20 protein-coding genes, 3 pseudogenes and 1 riboswitch are annotated in these 19,281 nt (G+C 37.7%); of the genes and pseudogenes, 10 read left to right on the forward strand and 13 right to left on the reverse strand.

Going from position 1 to position 19,281, the window contains the following annotated elements; all coding sequences use genetic code 11:
• Nucleotides 1–132 precede the first annotated feature (132 nt).
• From RGF10_RS13900 to RGF10_RS13910, 3 genes and pseudogenes are all read left to right on the forward strand, one after another.
• A complete protein-coding gene (locus RGF10_RS13900) occupies nucleotides 133–582 on the forward strand; it encodes a MarR family winged helix-turn-helix transcriptional regulator (protein ID WP_318502954.1) in 450 nt (149 codons plus the stop codon).
• 126 nt (nucleotides 583–708) lie between these two features.
• Nucleotides 709–1,137, forward strand: a pseudogene (locus RGF10_RS13905) (peroxiredoxin-like family protein); the annotation flags it as partial.
• A 682-nt stretch (nucleotides 1,138–1,819) separates the two neighbouring features.
• The gene (locus RGF10_RS13910; RefSeq protein WP_318502956.1) at nucleotides 1,820–2,809 is read left to right on the forward strand and encodes a 3'-5' exoribonuclease YhaM family protein; all 990 of its coding nucleotides are present in this window, start codon (nucleotides 1,820–1,822) and stop codon (nucleotides 2,807–2,809) included.
• Between the two features lie 159 nt (nucleotides 2,810–2,968).
• On the opposite strand, the gene RGF10_RS13915 is transcribed toward RGF10_RS13910, so the two are convergent.
• The 3 genes and pseudogenes from RGF10_RS13915 to RGF10_RS13925 all read right to left on the reverse strand — a co-directional run bounded on the left by RGF10_RS13915 (nucleotide 2,969) and on the right by RGF10_RS13925 (nucleotide 4,954).
• Nucleotides 2,969–3,361, reverse strand: coding sequence for a (2Fe-2S) ferredoxin domain-containing protein (locus tag RGF10_RS13915; protein ID WP_318502958.1), 393 nt, complete (start codon nucleotides 3,359–3,361; stop codon nucleotides 2,969–2,971).
• 53 nt (nucleotides 3,362–3,414) lie between these two features.
• Entirely contained in the window at nucleotides 3,415–3,999 is a 585-nt protein-coding gene (locus tag RGF10_RS13920; RefSeq protein ID WP_318502960.1) for a hypothetical protein, read from the reverse strand.
• Between the two features lie 177 nt (nucleotides 4,000–4,176).
• A riboswitch (cobalamin riboswitch) is annotated at nucleotides 4,177–4,372 on the reverse strand.
• 70 nt (nucleotides 4,373–4,442) lie between these two features.
• A pseudogene (locus RGF10_RS13925) lies at nucleotides 4,443–4,954 on the reverse strand (DUF3189 family protein).
• Between the two features lie 38 nt (nucleotides 4,955–4,992).
• On the opposite strand from RGF10_RS13925, the gene RGF10_RS13930 reads away from it, so the two are divergent.
• From RGF10_RS13930 to RGF10_RS13940, 3 genes are all read left to right on the forward strand, one after another.
• Nucleotides 4,993–5,118: a hypothetical protein gene (locus RGF10_RS13930; protein ID WP_318502962.1), complete on the forward strand. Its 126-nt coding sequence runs from the start codon at nucleotides 4,993–4,995 to the stop codon at nucleotides 5,116–5,118.
• A 130-nt stretch (nucleotides 5,119–5,248) separates the two neighbouring features.
• A complete protein-coding gene (locus RGF10_RS13935; protein WP_412176631.1) occupies nucleotides 5,249–6,388 on the forward strand; it encodes a YibE/F family protein in 1,140 nt (379 codons plus the stop codon).
• A complete protein-coding gene (locus RGF10_RS13940) occupies nucleotides 6,385–7,158 on the forward strand; it encodes a YibE/F family protein (protein WP_318502964.1) in 774 nt (257 codons plus the stop codon). Before RGF10_RS13935 ends, RGF10_RS13940 begins: the two co-directional genes overlap by 4 nt.
• Nucleotides 7,159–7,300: 142 nt before the next feature.
• On the opposite strand, the gene RGF10_RS13945 is transcribed toward RGF10_RS13940, so the two are convergent.
• The 4 genes and pseudogenes from RGF10_RS13945 to zwf form a co-directional block, all read right to left on the reverse strand.
• Nucleotides 7,301–8,050, reverse strand: a complete 750-nt coding sequence (locus tag RGF10_RS13945) for an NADPH-dependent oxidoreductase (protein WP_318502966.1) — start codon at nucleotides 8,048–8,050, stop codon at nucleotides 7,301–7,303.
• A gap of 154 nt (nucleotides 8,051–8,204) precedes the next feature.
• Nucleotides 8,205–8,468, reverse strand: coding sequence for a hypothetical protein (locus tag RGF10_RS13950; RefSeq protein ID WP_318502968.1), 264 nt, complete (start codon nucleotides 8,466–8,468; stop codon nucleotides 8,205–8,207).
• A gap of 107 nt (nucleotides 8,469–8,575) precedes the next feature.
• Nucleotides 8,576–9,484, reverse strand: a complete 909-nt coding sequence (gnd, locus tag RGF10_RS13955; RefSeq protein ID WP_318502970.1) for a phosphogluconate dehydrogenase (NAD(+)-dependent, decarboxylating) — start codon at nucleotides 9,482–9,484, stop codon at nucleotides 8,576–8,578.
• A gap of 29 nt (nucleotides 9,485–9,513) precedes the next feature.
• Nucleotides 9,514–10,967 (reverse strand): annotated as a pseudogene (gene zwf, locus RGF10_RS13960) (glucose-6-phosphate dehydrogenase).
• Nucleotides 10,968–11,336: 369 nt separating this feature from the next.
• Here zwf and hxlA point away from each other — a divergent pair.
• The 3 genes from hxlA to RGF10_RS13975 all read left to right on the forward strand — a co-directional run bounded on the left by hxlA (nucleotide 11,337) and on the right by RGF10_RS13975 (nucleotide 13,136).
• Nucleotides 11,337–11,969 carry a 3-hexulose-6-phosphate synthase gene (gene hxlA, locus RGF10_RS13965; protein WP_318509471.1) on the forward strand — a complete coding sequence of 211 codons (633 nt, stop codon included), beginning with the start codon at nucleotides 11,337–11,339 and terminating at the stop codon, nucleotides 11,967–11,969.
• A gap of 9 nt (nucleotides 11,970–11,978) precedes the next feature.
• Nucleotides 11,979–12,536, forward strand: a complete 558-nt coding sequence (gene hxlB, locus RGF10_RS13970) for a 6-phospho-3-hexuloisomerase (protein WP_318502972.1) — start codon at nucleotides 11,979–11,981, stop codon at nucleotides 12,534–12,536.
• 231 nt (nucleotides 12,537–12,767) lie between these two features.
• On the forward strand, nucleotides 12,768–13,136 hold the full coding sequence (locus RGF10_RS13975) for a winged helix-turn-helix transcriptional regulator (protein WP_318502974.1): 369 nt from the start codon (nucleotides 12,768–12,770) through the stop codon (nucleotides 13,134–13,136).
• A gap of 342 nt (nucleotides 13,137–13,478) precedes the next feature.
• Here RGF10_RS13975 and RGF10_RS13980 read toward each other — a convergent pair whose 3' ends face one another.
• The 6 genes from RGF10_RS13980 to RGF10_RS14005 all read right to left on the reverse strand — a co-directional run bounded on the left by RGF10_RS13980 (nucleotide 13,479) and on the right by RGF10_RS14005 (nucleotide 18,599).
• Entirely contained in the window at nucleotides 13,479–14,144 is a 666-nt protein-coding gene (locus RGF10_RS13980; protein WP_318502976.1) for a DUF559 domain-containing protein, read from the reverse strand.
• 589 nt (nucleotides 14,145–14,733) lie between these two features.
• Entirely contained in the window at nucleotides 14,734–15,969 is a 1,236-nt protein-coding gene (locus RGF10_RS13985) for an MFS transporter (protein ID WP_318502978.1), read from the reverse strand.
• A 374-nt stretch (nucleotides 15,970–16,343) separates the two neighbouring features.
• Entirely contained in the window at nucleotides 16,344–16,751 is a 408-nt protein-coding gene (locus tag RGF10_RS13990; protein WP_318502980.1) for a DoxX family protein, read from the reverse strand.
• 615 nt (nucleotides 16,752–17,366) lie between these two features.
• Nucleotides 17,367–18,074 (reverse strand): DNA alkylation repair protein, encoded by a 708-nt coding sequence (locus RGF10_RS13995; protein ID WP_318502982.1) that lies wholly within the window; start codon nucleotides 18,072–18,074, stop codon nucleotides 17,367–17,369.
• Nucleotides 18,075–18,109: 35 nt separating this feature from the next.
• Complete coding sequence (locus tag RGF10_RS14000) at nucleotides 18,110–18,394, reverse strand: hypothetical protein (RefSeq protein ID WP_318502984.1); 285 nt, start codon at nucleotides 18,392–18,394, stop codon at nucleotides 18,110–18,112.
• Nucleotides 18,395–18,398: 4 nt separating this feature from the next.
• Nucleotides 18,399–18,599: a helix-turn-helix transcriptional regulator gene (locus tag RGF10_RS14005; protein ID WP_318509473.1), complete on the reverse strand. Its 201-nt coding sequence runs from the start codon at nucleotides 18,597–18,599 to the stop codon at nucleotides 18,399–18,401.
• A gap of 377 nt (nucleotides 18,600–18,976) precedes the next feature.
• On the opposite strand from RGF10_RS14005, the gene RGF10_RS14010 reads away from it, so the two are divergent.
• Nucleotides 18,977–19,201, forward strand: coding sequence for a hypothetical protein (locus tag RGF10_RS14010; RefSeq protein WP_318502986.1), 225 nt, complete (start codon nucleotides 18,977–18,979; stop codon nucleotides 19,199–19,201).
• Nucleotides 19,202–19,281: the final 80 nt, after the last annotated feature.

The raw sequence follows: 19,281 nt of genomic DNA on the forward strand, positions 1-19,281 counted from the left end.
TTGACATTATAGATTATCATCGTTTTAGTGTTTCCCGCATTTCTTACTTTAAATCACAAGTATGGACAAGATTAATTACATTTTGTAAAATTAAATTGTGCACAATATAATTAATGATAAGGAGCGACATTAGTGGATGCTGAGCATTTTTTAAAGCTTGAAAATCAATTATGTTTCGCCATTTATGCATGTTCCCGAGAAATAACACGCCTGTACCGCCCTATTCTAGAGCAGCTCGGCCTTACGTATCCTCAGTTTTTAGTGTTGACGGTTTTATGGGAACATAAGCGCTTAACAGTTAAAGAAATAAGCGAGCTCTTGTATTTAGACAGTGGAACCCTAACTCCGATGCTCAAACGCATGGAAGCAATGGAACTTGTGATTCGGGAGCGTGCCAAGGACGATGAGCGCAAAGTGTTTATCGAACTTACAGATAAAGGCAACAATCTAAGAGATGCTGCGATCGAATTACCTGAAAAATGCATCCCCCATTTTGGACTTAATAAAAATGAGTACCTTGATTTACTCACAAACATCCATAACATGATTGAAAATCTGCAAAAAACAACAAGAACAACTTAAGAGGTGAACACGATGAATGCACTACTACAACACCATATCGAGGGAGAAGTATCCTTTAAGGACATCATTCTAAATCAAAAAAACTTAGTCGTATTCGTAAGACATCCTGGCTGACCGGTTTGCCGAGAAATGCTTACGCAGTTGCGTGAGAGGTATCAAGAATTAACTGCATCAGACTACCAGGTTATAGTGATTACTCCGTCTACTAGCTCTTACCTTGAACAATTTGTTAATGCATTTGGTCCCTATCCATTCCCAATCTATGGTGATCCAAAGCGTGAGCTATATAACAATATGGGACATTTAACGATGCAAAAATCGAAGCTGCTTTTGAAGGCGGCCAAAATTTTTATCACAAAAGGTTCTAAAGCCTTTTTTCCCGAAGATGTAGACCAAAAACAGCTCATTCAAACAGCCATGAAAACTCATGATGTTTTTATTCAAGGTGGAACGTGGTTATTTGATGCACATGGAAACGTTCTTTGGAACCATATTGACACCGCACCTGAAGACCATGCATCAATTGATTTAATACTCTCTAAAATGAATCGCTAAAAAAAGCAGTGAGATTTGGAATCTCACTGCTTTTTTTGTTCGTGAAGCTGTCAATTTGCACCAAAATTATGCTGTTGTTGAATAAAAGTTAATGATTCTATGAATTTTGGTCAAAACAAATGACACTTAAGAAGCAGGAGAACAGCCCCTTGCTTACCACTGTGTGAATCTTAACCTGTTGATTTAAGAAATTTTGTTTTTAATAAATCTGACTATTTTTTAAGGATTAGCAGTAGATCTTTATAAAAATATCGATTTTTTCTAAAGAAATTGCTGTTTTTTTAGATTTTAGCCTTTTATCTTAATAACAGTGAGGAGATTTCGGTAATTTTATGCACGAAAGTGACCTGATATGCACGTCTAATTGTGTTTATGATATAAGTTAAAAAATATATGCACGACTTTCGAATAGTTATGATACAACTTCTGAAATTTTTGCACGTTTTATTGTGTATATGAACGAGAATGTAGATATATGCACGTTTTGGCTTTGGCTACAATTCCCTTAGTGGCATGTTCCTGACTTTTGGAATATTACCAATTTTAATAATGAAATAGATCATACCAGTTTTGAAAAAGTTTATGGCAACTCCTTTTCATGTTACAATAGAAGGAACGTTTGTTCTTTACAAAAACTTTTTCAATAAATAGATATAAGCAATGCATTGGGAGGGTAAATTTAATGCCTGTTTCTTGTTTATTAGAATTAGCACCAGGAAATTCCTTTGAGGGTTTTTGTCTTGTAAAAGAGGTAAAGCAGGAAAAAACGAAAAAAGGTGATCCTTACCTCAACATCACGATCGCAAAAAAGCACAAATTAGTAGCCTGCAAGCTGTGGAATAATGGGTTTGGAGGTCGATCCGTTGAAGAGCTGTTAGCTATTTTCTCAAATGGAGCGATGTTGCACATCACGGGAGATGCATCTGAGTATAATGGGCAAGTGCAAATGACGATTAACGGATACCGTTTAGCACAAAAGGACGAAGTTGATTATCGGGATTTCATTGAAGCTGCCCCTGAAGCGGTTGAAAGCATGGAGGAGGAAATTCATTTCTTCATTAATGAAATCAAAATCCCGATCCTGCATCAAATCACGTCAGAGTTATTTGAGGAAAATAAAAAGTACTTCATGCAGCATGTAGCAGCCGTTAAAATGCACCATAATTTCAAAAGTGGACTCGCCTTTCATACATTATCTCTACTTAGAATCGCAAAGAATATTTGTGATCAATACGGTGAGGCTGTAAATCGCAGTAAAATGTATGCAGCCTTAACCCTGCATGATATGGGAAAAATCATCGAGATGACTCGTGATTATACAGCTCCTGAGTATACCCTGTTTGGACAATTTTTAGGGCATATTCAAATTGTGAACCAAATGATTGACCGAAAACTCGTCGCGATTCGTAATGAACGCTCCGTTACCTTAGAAGAAGTGACGGTTGTTTATGAGTTAATGAATATTATCTCCAGTCATCACGGTCCGCTAAGCAATGGCTGGGGCAGCACAGCCGAACCAATTACACTTGAAGCACACCTTTGCCATATGATTGATAACATTGATGCGAAAATTAATATGATTTCAAAAGCGATGACCGATATGCAAGAAGGTGAGGTTCAAAAGGTTTGGGGTCTTGGAAAGATCTATAAGCCAAAGGAAGTAGATTACTAGAATCTGCTAGAAAATGAATGACCATTACCCATAAAAAAATCAAACTATCCGATTCCAAACCTTACGGACTGGTGAAACGTTGATTTACTTGGGCATGGTCCTTCTTTTTAAACTAACTAGCCCCCACAATGAATTGGAGAAGTGGCTTCAACGTTAACCTTAATATACTTTTGATACCTTCTTAACAATTTCTACATCTTTCATTTTTCCAATAACGGTTGTATCCGATGCTTGAAATCCTGTGCCATTAAAAGCATGGCTTTTTTTTGCTTCCATTCCAGATCCTGAGACAAGTAAGTCGATAAACTGCGGCACATCTTCAGGAACCATATCCTTATACCAATTTCCATCAGGGTATGAAATAACTACGCATTTATCATGGCAACGCCCATTACAGAGTGTTCTAGTTGTATGAATGACTTGATCTAACCCGCTTGTCGAAATCTCATTTCTAATCGATTGGGTCAAATCTTCTGCACCTGCCTTTTTGCAGCTGCTTCCGTTACAAATAAATAGATGATGCTTAGTTGTAGATAAATCCCAAGTCGCCATGTCCTATCCCCTTTTCGTTTCATTAAAGTTTTCGTATCTAATTATTTATAATTCTATGATAAGTACCTATTATCCATAGCCAGCTTAGTAAATTGATTCACCTGATCTATGGATATTTCACTCCCCACTCGAGCCATCATGAAATTCACATCATAGCATGCGATATCGGGCTCATTTGTTCGAAATTCTTGAAATCCAACTGACTCCAGAACATGTTTCAACATGCTTCTATATTGAAGAGGGTCGCCATTCGTCATCTTTAAGTCCCAATGCCAGCAACATTCTAAAGAAATGACTATGGACTTTTCTGTTTCTTCGAGAGAAAACAAATCCTGAAGCAATTTTTTCGCCACTTTTTGATTTCGCAACCGAGGTGCTACCTCAATCACACCTAACATTTTTAAAAAATCTAGCCCTCTCCACCTTTCATCCGTTTCAGGTTCAAGAATAATCGTGTAGCCAACAATAGAATGATTGTGTACCGCAAGGGCCATTTTCCCCTGCTTCGTTTCCATTGCCTTACACATCGCCTCTTGTTGCTTAATTGGATCACGAAAACGATTGAGATGGTGGTCAAACTGACAATATTCTAATGTTTTCACTACATCCTTTTGATTAGTAATGATGGTGTAAGACATGGAATCACTCCCCTTTTTTCATTTTATAAAAATTGGAAATGAATCATGACCAAAATAAAAAGAGCATACAAACCTCATAGGTTTATATGCTCACATTAAACAATCGTATGCTTTACAAAAAATAAATGCACCCAAAACTGTCATGATAGTAAACACCTTCCTATTTCCCGTAGGTCACGTCATGTTCAATAAACAGGCAGGTCTCCTGACTTAACATCGTTGCTCCCTGCGTCTTCCCACTTTACGAATAAAGCAGTGACATTTTGCAGATTGCTCCGAATTACAGTGGCGGGAACCGTGTCGGACTTTCACCGAACTTCCCATTTAAGCTATGCATTTTAAAATGCACAACACCTGTTTAGAAAATATTGATTTTTCTCATAATACATGATTGATATTTTTATGTCCACTATTAAGTCTTAAAAAAATACCAATTCAACTAATTACTTGAACATTTCATTTTCTAAAACAATCACATTTTCATTGAAAGATGCTCTACCTACATGTTTCGTGTTTTCAACCAAGCGATAAATATTATCACAGCATTGTTTTGCACCAATGAGTAATAACGGTACACCAATAAAGTCAATTTTCAACCCTCTCGAAAAAATCCCCCCAATGACATAGCAATGGGAACAGTTGGTGAAGTATTAGAGAAGACTATTTTCTCAGAGAAATGGAAATTATTTTGTAATAGTAAAGCCAATTCTTTTAATGCTGGTACAACGAGTTTGTTCCTTTTCCTTCCGATGGAATAAACTGGGTTGCCTTCTTCATCTTTGCCATGAAAAATGATTTTTCCAAAATCCTCTTTCGTTAATTGATTAAAATATTTTACATTTAAAATTTCTTCTGAGGTTAGCTTACGTTCCGATTGAGGTAATTGTTTTAAATGATAAGCTGCCGCTAAAGACGTGGTATGTGTTCCGCCGTAGTCATTATAAATATAAATCAAAATAACCATCCTTTACCATCATTCATCTGTTTGTTATTATGCACATTGATTCTTTTTTAATTCGAATGAAGGAAATTGCGGCGATGGTACCAATGGATATTGCAGATGCGGAAGGATATGAGCATCATCGCTTCCGACTCGATAAAATTATGACCATTCACTAGGTGTATATGGATTCAATTGTAATTTATATAATATGAAAGCCCATATCTCCAGCTATGAAATGGGCTTTTACCGTGGTATAATCAAGACTTAAGTTTCAGCAAGAAATATCGCAAAAATGGAGGTTTTTTTTTGAATGCGATCGTAAACCAATTTAGTAATATTTCTAATAAAAGGAAAGTTGGATACATTATCCTTATCCTAAGCTTTGTCCTGTCAGTTCTTTTTGTTCAACACAATTATTCCTTCTACCAACAACCAATAGCAAAAGTAATCAAAACAGACATAGTAAATAAAACTGAACAGACGGATGCGTATGACAATAAAGACCTACTATACACACAGGCTATAATTGCAGAATTAAAAAATGGAGACGAAAAAGGGAGTCGAATCTACTTAACGAATGAATATTCAGCTTCCGGAGCATATGACCATGAATATCATATTGGAAATGAATTATTTGTTTCGGTCGACTCCAATAATAATAAAAATAATCAAATAACCGGATCGATTATCAATGTTAAACGCGACAAATACGTTGTAATTGTAACATGGGCTTTTATTTTCACCTTACTCCTTGTTGGGAAAAAGCAAGGCTTATTTTCGATTATAAGTTTAGTAGTCAACGCAGTACTTTTGTCCTATGCATTGGATGCTTACATTGATTCATCCGACATTAGTTTGTTGTTGATATGTAGTATTAGCGCTATTTTATTTACTTGTATTTCTTTGTTACTTGTTAATGGTTTTAATGAAAAAACCTATGCAGCAATCGTTGCGACCTTATTAGGGACTTTTCTGTCACTGTTTATTGCATATCTTGCACTATGGTTTACTGACGAACAGGGTTTGCGTTATGAAGAAATGCAATTTATCACGCGCCCTTATAAAATCGTATTTTTGACAGGTTTATTGCTCGGTTCATTAGGTGCCGTAATGGATATAGCCATAACAATGTCTTCCTCTATCTTCGGGTTGTATGAAAAAAATATCAACATTCCAGTTAAAGCTCTTAAAGCTTCAGGAATTGACATTGGTAAAGATATTATGGGTCCAATGACAAATATATTGTTTTTTGTTTATATTAGTGGTTCGATACCTATGCTTATTTTGTATTTAAAAAACGCCTCACCATTAGGGTTCACCCTTTCCATGAACCTTTCACTTGAATTCGCTCGAGCACTTGCAGGTGGCATTGGTATTGTATTAACCATCCCAATTGGTCTTTACACCTCCATTTTCTTTGTTAATCGAAAGAGGGCAAAATCATGAATGTATTAGTGCTATTGGCAGCTATTCTATTTGTTTTGATGATGTTAATTGGTGGTAATAAAGGTGTCCGATCTTTTCTTGCCTTATTTTTTAACTTTGGCGTCCTCTTTCTTTCCATTATCATTATGACCAATCCAGCGGCTAATCCCATTATCATCACATTGATTGCATGTATCGTGATTAGTTGTATCAATCTATTTTTTATCAATGAAGTGAACACAAAAACAATAATTGCCTTCATTTCAACGATTATAACTTCAGTAATTTTAATTTTCTTCATAGTCATTGTGGCGAAAGGTGCGATGATTCAAGGATTTGGAGAAGAAGAAGTAGAGGAACTTAGTATTTTTTCACTTCATATTGGTATTGATTTTATGAAAATTGGGGCTTCCGTGATTATAATTAGTACAATTGGCGCCATTATTGATGTAGCGATCTCGATTGCCTCACCCATGCGCGAAATATTCAGCCATAATCCGTTAATAAGTCGAAAGGACTTATTCCTTTCTGGATTAAGTATTGGGAATGATATTTTGGGTACATGTGCAAATACGTTGTTTTTCGCCTTTTTTGGAAGCTATTTGGCATTGCTTATTTGGTTTAAAGATTTATCTTACTCCGTTGGTGAGATTATGAATTCGAAAATTTTCAGTGCAGAAATCATCAATATCCTATTTGCCGGTATCGGCGTAGCCTTAAATATCCCCATTACCGCACTGTTGACGGCCTATTATTTAGTTAAAACAAGGAAAAATAACGAATCAGTTTAGACGGTGAAATGTGTCCAATGGGCATTCCAGGTGCAGAATGATATGAACATCATCGAATCCCACCGATAAACAGCCAAAAGCCCATTTCAGCTGAGCCTGAAATGGGCTTTTGGATTAGAAGCAGGAGAACCGTTCCCCTGCCTCAATAATGGAATCCTTGTTTTTTTATTGTCGGACTTGAGTTCTTTTGATATTCGTCAAAGCCGATATCATAAAAACGGGCGATTTTACTTGACCAATCGCTGGAATCTTGGCCGTTTGTCCGTTCTGACATATAGGCTGACATCGTCGCATCATATTCGTCCATGCTTTCCTTTTGAACTTCGACATTATACTGCTCTTTAAGATGAGTTGCCTTAAGTGGCAGTCTTGGTTTTTGCTCTGGAATGGCTCTAGGTACTCCGACAACCAGTCCCGAAACCGGAAAAACATATTCTGGCAAATTCAACAAATCCACAAAGGCTTGCGGATTTCTTCTGACTCCACCAATTGGAACAATTCCAAGCCCCATGGACTCCGCTGCTATAACCGCGCTACCAAGAGCGATACCAACATCAGTTGAGCCGATCAATAAAGCTTCTATATCTTCGACAAGCTGAAGCTGAGTATCATGCTTTTCAGCAGCCAGCTTCGCGCGGTAAAAATCTAGACAAAACACAAGGAAAACCGGCGCCTCTTCAATCCATCTTTGGTTGCCCGCAGCCTTTGCCAATTTTGCTTTCTTTACAGGCTCCCTCACTTCGATAATGCTAACTTGCTGACCATTAGCCCAATTTGGCGCCGCCATCGCCGCCTTAATCATCGCTTCAACCTGTGCTTTGCTGACATCTTTTCCAGGATCGAATTCCCGAACTGAACGATGGTTTGTTATTAGATTAATTATTTCATTCATGATAAAATCACTCCTCGTATATACTCTACTCCACGAGTTGCTGAAAATTCAAACATTGAAGATTGTTTTATCCGATAAAATATCATGGTGTATCCGAATTTTTAGTAGGATCTCGCTTTCGGTTTGTCTGCTTGAAGCTTGCTTGCGGAATGGTTCACTCCGCGCTCGCTTCGGTTTGTCCGTTTGGTGCCTGCTTACGGACAATTTCACTGTCACTAGCTTTCGGTTTGTCTGTTTGAAGCTTGCTTGCGGACAATTTCACTGTCACTAGCTTTCGGTTTGTCCGTTTGAAGCTTGCTTGCGGACAGTTGCACTCGCACTGGCTTTCGATTTGTCCGCTTGGTGCCTGCTTGCGGACAGTTGCACTGTCACTAGCTTTCGGTTTGTCCGTTTGAAGCTTGCTTGCGGACAGTTGCACGCACACTAGCTTTCGGTTTGTCCGCTTGAACCCAGCTTGCACCTAGTTCATATTTGAGTAAATGAATAAATATTTCCTGTCTATAGTATCCTATACCGTACCTTAACTTACTTAATACCTTCTAAACTTCTTTCCACAGCATGGCCGCCGAATTCGTTGCGCAATGCAGCGACTACTTTTCCTGTAAACGTATCATGGTCTAATGAGCGATAACGACTTATTAAAGACATGGCGATGACAGGGGTCGCAGCTTGAAGGTCTAGTGCTGTTTCGACTGTCCACTTTCCTTCTCCAGAAGAATGCATGACACCTTTGATTCCAGCTAGTTTTGAATCCTTCGAAAAAGCCTGCTCTGTTAGCTCCATTAACCACGAGCGGATAACGGACCCATGATTCCAGACTCTCGCTACTTTTTCATAATCAAAATCAAATTCACTTTTCTCTAATACTTCGAAGCCTTCTCCGATTGAGGCCATCATTCCGTATTCGATTCCGTTATGAATCATTTTTAAAAAATGACCACTGCCTGCTTTGCCAGCATAGATGTACCCATTTTCCACCGCTGTATCTCTGAAAATCGGTTCAACCCTAGTCCATGCTTCAGGATCGCCGCCAATCATATAGCAGGCTCCATTCCGAGCACCTTCAGTCCCCCCAGACGTTCCGACATCCATAAAACTTACGCCAATTTTCTGTAGTTGTTGATAACGGCGAACCGAATCCTTATAATGCGAATTTCCCGCCTCGATCACAATATCTCCTTCATTAAGAAAAGGCGTGACATCGCTTATAACCGAATCAACAACTGAATGGGGTACCATAATCCAAAGGATTCGAGGTTTTTCTAATGATTTAACAAGCCCTTGTAAACTATCGGCTCCCTCACCACCATATTGATTCATTTCTTCTACTGCTTCTACATTCACATCAAACGCCGCAACATCGTAGTGATGATCGATTAAGTTTTTTCCTAAATTCAGCCCCATTTTACCTAAACCAATTAAACCAATTTTCATGATTTTCCACCTCGTATTTCAATTATTTTTTACCACCATTTAAAACCATCTTCCTGCAATAATCTGTCCGAAGCCTCCGGTCCCATTGAACCAGCTTCGTAATATTGAAGCGGGACGCTATTGTCAGCAAACGCCTCTAAAATGATTTGTACCCACTTCCAAGACAATTCCACTTCATTCCAATGAGCAAAAAAAGTAGAATCTCCCCTTAACGCATCATAGATTAATAGTTCATAGGCTTCAGGTACGTCGATTTTACTAGCTGAAAAGTCTACAATGATTGGTTCGATTATTCCATTCAATGGATTTTTACTATTTAATTGCAGGGATACCCCTTCATTCGGGTTTACATGGATGATTAATAAATTCGGTTCCGTTTTTTGGACGATGTCGCTATACAAATCCTTCAATGGATTGTTGAATTCAATGACGATCTTTGTTGATTTTTCTGTCATTCTTTTTCCTGTTCGAATATAAAATGGAACGCCCTCCCAAAAGGGGTTATCAATCCATAGACGGGCAGCCACAAAGGTATCATTCACCGAAGATGTCTTTACTCCAGGTTCTTCAAGATATCCAACAACTGGCCTCGATTTGATTTCCCCGATCGATATTGTCCGCGCACGACATTTTGAGCTACTTCATTTTTCGTTAATAAGCGCAGTGATTCCATTACTTTTCTTTTTTCCTCGCGAATCTCTTCTGCATTAATTCGCTTCGGTAAACTCATAGCAGTCATCATAAGGAGCTGCAGCATATGATTTTGCACCATGTCACGAATGGCCCCGGCCTTATCATAATAGCCTGCCCTCTCTTCCACCCCAACAGTTTCACTTGCCGTAATTTGTACATTTGCAATATATTGATTGTTCCATAATGACTGCAGGACAGGATTAGCAAATGCTAACGCTTCTAGATTTTGAACCATTGGCTTTCCAAGATAATGATCGATTCGATAAATTTCATCCTCTTCAAAAACTTTGCTTAGTTTATCATTTAAGAGTTGGGCGGATTTCAAATCATGACCAAAAGGTTTTTCAATTATTAATCGTTTCCAACCATCCGTCGTTCCTAAGCCACTTTCCTGAATGTTAAAGGCAATCACTTCAAAAAATTCAGGCGCAACCGATAAATAGAACATCCGATTGTCCATGATGTCCAAGTCATTTTCATTTTGTTTAAGAACCGCTAATAACTGCTTATAGTCTTCTGCATTGTTAATATCCAATTGACTATATCGAAATTTCTTTACGAACTCGCTCTTTTTGGATTTATCATTAATTAAATGCCTCGAGTAGGTGTACAACGAATCGGTTACACGATTTTGAAACTCTTCATCTGATAGGAGGTTTCTCCCAACACCAATGACGGAAAAAGAATCAGGTAATCTTTGATTTAAAAATAAATTAAACAAAGCAGGATAAATTTTTCGCTTCGCTAAATCCCCTGTTGCCCCAAATAAAACAAAAGTCATTGAGTCCACTGACTGTTCCCTTTCGACATTTCGGGAATTTCTCTTCTCATGATGAACATGTGAAACGATTGATAAATTACTCATCATCCTCTTCCCTCCAACCTCGATCTTGCATCGGTATTTTTGATTTTCACAGTGCCATCTTCTCTACATGCAACAGTATATCGTGCAAAATTTCACATGATAAGTACGCACTTAAACTTCATATAGTGTGCAAAAGTATACTAACTGAAATCACTTTTATTGAGTTAAAAACGTCGATAGCAGTATACTTTTCCACACTATCTGATTAAATTGTGCCTACTTTTTTTTCGTAAAAGGGCTTTTATGATGGATGTAAGCTTTCAAAAAACTTTTACGAAAAAGGGAGAGACCATGATGAAATTACAATTAGCTTTAGATCTTGTTGATATTCCAGGAGCAATCGAGGTTGTAAGGGAAGTAGAAGAATACATTGACGTCATTGAAATTGGTACACCAGTTGTGATTAACGAGGGACTTCGAGCAGTTAAAGAAGTAAAAGCTGCTTTCCCGAACATTACGGTATTGGCTGATCTTAAAATTATGGATGCAGCTGGTTATGAAGTTAGTCAAGCGGCGGCAGCTGGTGCTGATATCATCACGATTCTTGGCACGGCAGAGGATGAGTCAATTAAAGGTGCTGTGGTAGAAGCTAGAAAACAAAATAAACAAGTGCTTGCTGATATGATTGCCGTAAAAGATATTGCCAGTCGGGCAAAGGAACTGGATGAGCTTGGCGTGGATTATATTTGCGTTCATACTGGTTACGACCTTCAAGCAATCGGGAAAAACTCTTTTGAAGACCTTTCCACAATTAAAAGCGTTGTAAAAAATGCCAAAACGGCGATTGCCGGTGGAATAAAGCTAGAAACCCTTCCAGATGTCATTAAAGAACAGCCTGACCTTGTCATCGTAGGTGGAGGAATTACAAGCAAGGAAGATAAAAAAGCTGTTGCCGCTAAAATGAAAGAATTAATTGCATTAGGATAAGCGCAGAATATGCAGACGACCCAATATTTGGATAAAGTGATCACAGAATTAAGTCAAACGGCCCCTTTAATCTCAAATCATGAGGCAGAACAGTTAGTCAACAAAATGTTAGAATCAAACAAAATATTCGTTGCTGGTGCTGGTCGATCTGGATTCATGGGCAAATCATTCGCAATGAGAATGATGCACATGGGAATTGACGCCTATGTAGTCGGTGAAACCGTGACCGCTAATCTAGAAAAAGAGGATTTGTTAATCATCGGCTCTGGTTCAGGCGAGACAAAAACGTTAGTTTCGATTGCTGAAAAGGCAAAAAGCATTGGAGGAACCGTTGCCGCCGTAACGATAAACCCTCATTCTACTATCGGTAGTTTAGCTGACATTATCATTAAATTGCCTGGATCCCCGAAAGATCAATCAGCTGGGGATTATAGAACAATCCAACCAATGGGATCCCTATTCGAGCAAACGATGTTGTTATTTTATGATGCATTAATTTTGCGCATTATGGAGAAAAATGGGTTAGACTCCAATACGATGTATGGGAAGCACGCAAACCTAGAATAAGGATTTTTAGTCGGTATTAACAAGTAATCTCACGCCAAAAAAGATGGACACAATATTGAAGCTGTCTCCAAACTATGAGTTGGAAACAGCTTCTTTTTTTGCAAAACCCTAATAAAAGTTCTGATTTTTACAATATAAAAGAAACAAAGATTAGTATACTAACTGTTGTTAGAGTTGATATGTACGATTTTTAACGTTAGTGTGCAAAAATATACCATCGGGAGGGTAACAATGAATCATCTGCGAAAAAAAACCTTGTACTGTGAAAAAGAACTTACACTTTCAATCATCGGTGGAAAATGGAAAATGCTCATTTTATGGTATTTAGGGAAAGAAGGAACAAAACGATTTGGTGAGCTTCGAAAGTTGATTCCAGATATTACGCAAAGAATGCTGGTAAATCAATTGCGAGAATTAGAAGAAGATAACATCGTCGATCGTAAAGTTTATCCAGTTGTTCCACCTAAAGTGGAGTATTCATTGACTCAACAAGGAGAAAGCTTATTGCCTATATTAGAAGAAATGTATACATGGGGTAAAAATTATATGGAAACAAATCAATCAAATGAATTACACTATCATGATGGAGCTCAAAAATAATGCACTCATGAAAACGGGAGGTCTAGTCACTTGAAAAAGTGTGGTTATTAGTGGACTGGAACTTTAAAGAGGACAATGAATGATCTTGCCTTAATCGATTAACCAGCGAAAAAAAATAAGGGGAGATTTTTCCACTAAATTCAGAATGTGGCTCAATTCGGGGTAAATAAGGGAAGGTTTTACGCTTATGCAGAGCAAAATCCCCGATTTTTACTATTTTGGAATCAATAGAGGGAATTTCTTCCTCTATTTAAGCTATTTTTGATTGCATTTCCAAATTAAGAGAAATTTTTCCTTCTATTTTTTTGATAACATTCACCCAATTGGATAAATACCGTCTATTTATCCAATTGGGTGCTTAACCTGATCCCCCAATCGATATGAGCGGACCCTCTTGACCCTGGATGCGGGAATCAGCATCATTTTATTGACTAGTTGAGAAAGTACTTTTATTACCGTCTTATTACTTAGCCTTAAATACTCCGCGACTTCTTTAGGGTATATGGCTTCCCCTTTCCGTATCGCGAGCCGAAGCACTTCCTTTTCGACAAAGGACAGAGATGTCTGGTCCAGTTCATCCCCCAGCCATCGGCCAATCACTTGCTGAACAATTTGTTGACATCGACGAGGATTCTCTTTTACCTGATCATAAGAAAAGCGGATCACGGTCCATCCATCTATCACCAACTGGTTTTGACGTTCCAGGTTGTCTGAAAATTGCCATCTGCTAACATTCTTTAGGTGAGGACCATATCCGTCGACCTCAAGGCAAATTCGAATGGCCGGACGAATATAAGCAAAATCCAAATACCTTTTGCCATCCTTGAAATCGTTGACTTCAAATTCTGGATGGAGATACCGGAAATGGTAAAATAACGGCCACCACACTTGCCTCAAAAATAACATTTCAGCATGGGTGTGACCTTCTTGTAAGCGCCGTAACCGTTCTCCGGTTCTCGCCTGCAAGTGGGCATTCATAAAGGACTGATATTCTTCTTCAAATCCCATAGCATCCCTTCTCCTATCTTTTGTTCTTGTTTTTTACAGCACCCTTTATATACATCAAAAAGATGGACTTCTCATGAGTTTTGTCATAATCATCTTCAAATGCAGAACGTCCACGACATGGGCATTTATCGATGCAACGAATGAATGAATGAATGAATGATCTCCTCCATTTATTCATTTGAACTTCGGACAGATTTTTATAATTAATGAGTGTTAAGGCGAGTGAAAAAAGTGGTTTAATATGGCTTCAATTGAAGAAAGTAAAAGGTCAATAAAGCCTTGCGGATTAGCTCTTATAAAAAAGAAGAAATTGAGGAATTAGAACTATTTTCAGTTTAATAGAATTCTTACAATTGTCAATCCATTTTCTTAATCATTCGACAATACCATTCTGCCCCTTTCTATTTCCAGGTAAAAAACTTATTATGTTCAGCCTCCCCAACCTTAAGGAGAGGCTTTTGGCTAAAAACTTCAGTTAATATCGTGGGGTTCACCGCCATTAAGCTTGCAGCTGAAATGCACGTTGTGAATATGCTTGCAAATTTTAGAAGAAGGATACACAAAAACCCACCCTCTCCTTCAAATCTAGCTATTCCACACTCTTTCCCGATTCAATCAAGACCTTGTTGGTGGCTAAGAAAATGGCCAGAATCATCACGAGCAAGCCAGTCCCGATCAATAGCCATTCGATTGCGATCACATCTGCCATTGGACCAAAAATCAGCATCCCCGTCGGCATCATCGACGTTGAGATCATCCCAAACACACCAAAAATCCTTCCTAAATAATTCTCATCAACCGACTCCTGTAATAACACCGTTGTTGGCGTATTAAACATCGGCATCGCAACTCCGAAAATCCCCATAAAGACCAGGTAAATCCAGAATACCGGCACAACCCCTAGCGCTACAGTGCAGACACCCATAATAATGCTGGAAATTGCCATTGTTTGTACCTTGTTCTTGAATCCTCCCCAAGCAGCGATCAAACCGCCGCCAGCCATCATTCCAACCGAAAAGGCAATTTCGATTGCCGTCAGGCGCCACACATCATCGCCAAAGCTACGCGTCACCTGTAGTGGGGTTAAGAACGCTGCGGGGGCAAATAACACAAAGAATATCGCGAAGAATGAAAAGAATGTTTTCAAAAAGTCATGATTTTTAATAAAAAGAATGCCTTCTTTTAAATCATGAAAATAACTCGTTGTTTGCGGTTCCGTTGCCTTCGTATGTATAGATATTTTCAAGAACAATAGTAAAATTAAAATCGCAATCGCCGCCGTCACTACATCAATAAAGAAAATGATTTCAATCGAAGCCAGTGACAAAAGGGCAGCACTCACCATCGGAGCAACAAACATGTTGACAGCTTGCAACGTTCCATTGATACCATTTACTCTTGTCAGTTCATCTTTAGGTACTAATTGGGGCAAAATCGCGCCAACGGCAGGTGTTTGAATCCCTGTCCCGACCGCCCGAATCGCAGCCATGACAAACATGAGCCACACCGATTCGTAACCCATCAAAAAGAGAATCGCTAATATTAGCGTCGCCGCTGCAATCATCGCATCCGATAACATGATCAACCGTTTACGATTATATCGATCGGCCCAAACCCCGGCAACAGGCGATAACAAAAAGGTCGGGATGAAGCCACAAATAATAAACACGGTCATCATAACACCCGACTCCGTCTTCAACGTCACATACCACATAATCGCATATTGAACTAAAGACGTACCAAATAAAGAAATAGTCTGACTGCTGAGAAAAAGAAAAATACCCTTCCTCCAATGCTCCATAAGCTGCTCCGTTGTACTTGTCATCTCATCACTACCTTTTCTGGAAGCAAAAAAAACGGTTCTTCTGCTTCCTAATAATAATGATTTTGTTTCTCCTAAGCAAAATGATATAGGATTGAATGCTAATATCAAAGTAAAAATTACGTACTAGCTGATTTTTTGAGGAATGATTATGATGATTTGGATTGCCAAAATCCTTTAGTTTAAGAAATAATAGACTTCACCTTTTCTTACAAAAAGAAGCCGCATTTCGATAAATGCGGCTTCCTTCTATTTTATAAGATTCTTTTTCCTAACTATTTATCACTAAAAAACAGGACATGGCCACTCGGCCCCATTTCCCCCACCGAATAGGTGCTTGAGAACATACAACAAGATTTTTATCTCAAACGTCTTTTTTAAATAGAATTCTTCTGGCTAAACAATTGATTAACAGACAAAAACTTGCTGTCAGTGATTACTAGATAAACTGCCATTACTAGAAATGCAAGATCTAATTCATACCCTGCCATTTGTCCATTACCCAATAAACCAAGGGAAAGTTTTACTTTTAGTATTGCTCCAATCATTAATAATGCATACAAAGCGGATACGTATCTAGTAGCCAAACCAATAATTAAAGCGACACCACCGATGATTTCAAGCAAAGCAACGCCATACGCCATAAAACCTGGCAATCCGATGCTGCTAAACCAGCCTACGGTATTTTCGATTCCACCCTGAAACTTTACAATTCCATGGATTAAAAATAATACCCCTAATGTTACTCGTAAAATAAATGCTCCGATTTCGTTTTTAAAATTCAATGTTATACTCTCCTTATTTATGTTTTTTATTAAAAAATCTCAAAACCAATTATTATTAATTCGAGATAGATTAGAAAAAATTAAGATAATATTATTTAATTATCTTGTCCATTCCTTATATGCAATCCACCACTTGGATGACTAATGATCTTCGCACATCATAATAAATCCAAGATTCATAGGACAACGAAGTTCATCAATCATTTCAGTTTACATTTGTGATACCTCCTTCAAAATAACCCATTGTAATAACCAAAAACCATAGCTAAAAATGGGTTCAAACACAAAAGTTTCCTCATATGAATCATTGTTCTATTATAAAATACTAAAAACAAGCATGAATTGTCAACTTCTTTTTTATTAATATGAAATAAAGTTTGTTATTAGAAAACTATCTGAGAAGAATATAGGTGTAACCTTTTCGATCGGCTCGATCCTAATTCTTATTGGTGTTCTATTTGTTATGAATGAGAGAAAATAGCATTAATAAACCCCTTCAATTGAATTTGAAGGGGTTTAAGTACTCATATTTTATTTATCTATAAAGTAATGACTTTTACTAAAAATAAACCTTTTTCCCTCGTACCAGTTAACATAGCTACTTAACAAGCTAACTTAACACCTTACATATTTGCGTTTAAACCCGAGCTTGCCTCGATCGAGTTCCTTTTGAATAGTTTCAGCTGCTAGGAGGATACTGCTTTTTTTATTGTCCCGCTTGATTTCTACTGGTCCGATTGCCTTTGCAGTTTCCAACGCCTTATTATGTAGAGGCACATACGAAATCCCGACTGTGTAGATAAAATTATTCATAGCGGATTTCGTTCGATCAGGAGAAGCGTGAATCGTTTGTTCCACCCTATCAAGCATACTGGCAATCTTACTTTCACTAAATTCACTGTCCAGGCGATTCCCCAATAGCCAGCAATAACAGCTCCAGCCTGCCGACATTCTTAGTTCCTCCCCGCTAGCAATCCATTTATCTGCAACAGCTTGCGCAATATCAGTTTCAGCTAAAGTTACTGCAACCACATAATCGGATAGCATATAAAAGTATGCCCCATCAATCCACCGCTCAAAATCCGTCTCAGTCATCATCTTGGGGTCTGCAATAATGCCTGCAAAATACATCGCATCGTAATTACCGGTGGCATAAAGCTGTTCGGCTAAGGGCTGATCTTTCTTGATTTTCTTAGCGATCGGCTTCATTTTGCCTGTAGCGACGCCAAAAAGTGGCTCATGTGCACCATTGCCTATATAAGTCTTTTTGTTTCGTTCACTGCCGAGTGTTGAGAGTTCCTGCATCACAGTTTCAAAGTTCATACTTTTGCACTTCCTTTATTTTTCATCATATCCACTTATATTCGTTTTTTCCAGCTTGAATATAGCACTCCAAAAATTCCGAGAGAAACTACAAAATATAATAAAATCTCTTCTAAAATCGCTCCATTAATAAGATCAAATAAATTCAGTACTATAAGAATGATGACACCTAGGTAAAGGATTCCAAATAAAAAACTATTGGTTTGGAGTTGGATAAGCTTTCCTCTTTCATCTTTTCCCTCAGCACTATCTTGAAACTTAAATTGAATAAAATGACTAACTGTGATTAAAAGTAATAAAGCAATTTTAAAGATTAACATATTCTTATTCCTCCTCATAATCAAATACATCTGTTATTGGTTTACCGAATGCTTTTGCAATTTTGAATGCTAATACTAATGATGGGTTGTATTTGTTTTTCTCCAAGGCAGCGATTGTCTGTCGGCTAACCTCCACTCGATCGGCGAGTTCCTGCTGTGTCCAGCTTTTTTCTGCCCTACATACGACTAATTTATTGCTAAGCACCATGCTCACCTCCTAAAATAAGAATATCCTTTTTTTAACAATTTGTCAAAAATATATTACATTTTGACAAGAATATATTACATTCGGATTAGAAAAAACCAATCGTTGAAAGCAAAGTGGGTGAGATGTTTAGCAATGATAATTGTGAGATATATGTTCTTTTAAAATCACTATCGGGAGATTCACATTCAATGCTTACAGTACAATGGACAAAAGCAACATGTCCCATAATCCTTTTAGTTGTTTTTATTTCTTTTAAACCTTGCCAACTATTCTAGTACACACTTAAATACTTATTTGCTATTATTAAATTAATGGAAAAATTATCTAATGGGGATACGGCTTGGATTAGTCTATTAAATTAAGAGGTGGCTTTTATGACAGGTACAATCGCAGTTATTATGATTTTCTCCATACCTATTATCGGAATTCTGACAACTCATTTTCAAAAACAGTCTAAAACTAAACTTAAAATGATTGAATCTCAATTAGAACTTGAAAAAATCAAACAGGAAAACTTTGTTTTAGAAACTGAAAAAATGCGCTTGGAGCTCGAACAGATGAAACTTGAGAATTCCCAAGACAAGATCAAGCTTCTTTAATTGGATTTTTTAGCTGATTCTATTCTCAACAGCGAAATTAATTGAAATAAACCCGCCCGTTTAATATTTGCGGACAAGGA

Origin of the sequence: Bacillus sp. T3, from assembly GCF_033449965.1 — a bacterium.
Taxonomy (GTDB): Bacteria; Bacillota; Bacilli; order Bacillales; family Cytobacillaceae; genus Bacillus_BU.

Excerpts from the sequence above, each read along its gene's own strand:
- RGF10_RS13910 (WP_318502956.1), top strand. The coding sequence starts at position 1,820 with ATGCCTGTTTCTTGTTTATTAGAATTAGCACCAGGAAATTCCTTTGAG.
- RGF10_RS13915 (WP_318502958.1), bottom strand. The coding sequence starts at position 3,361 with ATGGCGACTTGGGATTTATCTACAACTAAGCATCATCTATTTATTTGT.
- RGF10_RS13920 (WP_318502960.1), bottom strand. The coding sequence starts at position 3,999 with ATGTCTTACACCATCATTACTAATCAAAAGGATGTAGTGAAAACATTA.
- RGF10_RS13930 (WP_318502962.1), top strand. The coding sequence starts at position 4,993 with ATGCACATTGATTCTTTTTTAATTCGAATGAAGGAAATTGCGGCGATG.
- RGF10_RS13940 (WP_318502964.1), top strand. The coding sequence starts at position 6,385 with ATGAATGTATTAGTGCTATTGGCAGCTATTCTATTTGTTTTGATGATG.
- RGF10_RS13945 (WP_318502966.1), bottom strand. The coding sequence starts at position 8,050 with ATGAATGAAATAATTAATCTAATAACAAACCATCGTTCAGTTCGGGAA.
- gnd (WP_318502970.1), bottom strand. The coding sequence starts at position 9,484 with ATGAAAATTGGTTTAATTGGTTTAGGTAAAATGGGGCTGAATTTAGGA.
- hxlA (WP_318509471.1), top strand. The coding sequence starts at position 11,337 with ATGAAATTACAATTAGCTTTAGATCTTGTTGATATTCCAGGAGCAATC.
- hxlB (WP_318502972.1), top strand. The coding sequence starts at position 11,979 with ATGCAGACGACCCAATATTTGGATAAAGTGATCACAGAATTAAGTCAA.
- RGF10_RS13975 (WP_318502974.1), top strand. The coding sequence starts at position 12,768 with ATGAATCATCTGCGAAAAAAAACCTTGTACTGTGAAAAAGAACTTACA.
- RGF10_RS13980 (WP_318502976.1), bottom strand. The coding sequence starts at position 14,144 with ATGGGATTTGAAGAAGAATATCAGTCCTTTATGAATGCCCACTTGCAG.
- RGF10_RS13985 (WP_318502978.1), bottom strand. The coding sequence starts at position 15,969 with ATGACAAGTACAACGGAGCAGCTTATGGAGCATTGGAGGAAGGGTATT.
- RGF10_RS13995 (WP_318502982.1), bottom strand. The coding sequence starts at position 18,074 with ATGAACTTTGAAACTGTGATGCAGGAACTCTCAACACTCGGCAGTGAA.
- RGF10_RS14000 (WP_318502984.1), bottom strand. The coding sequence starts at position 18,394 with ATGTTAATCTTTAAAATTGCTTTATTACTTTTAATCACAGTTAGTCAT.
- RGF10_RS14010 (WP_318502986.1), top strand. The coding sequence starts at position 18,977 with ATGACAGGTACAATCGCAGTTATTATGATTTTCTCCATACCTATTATC.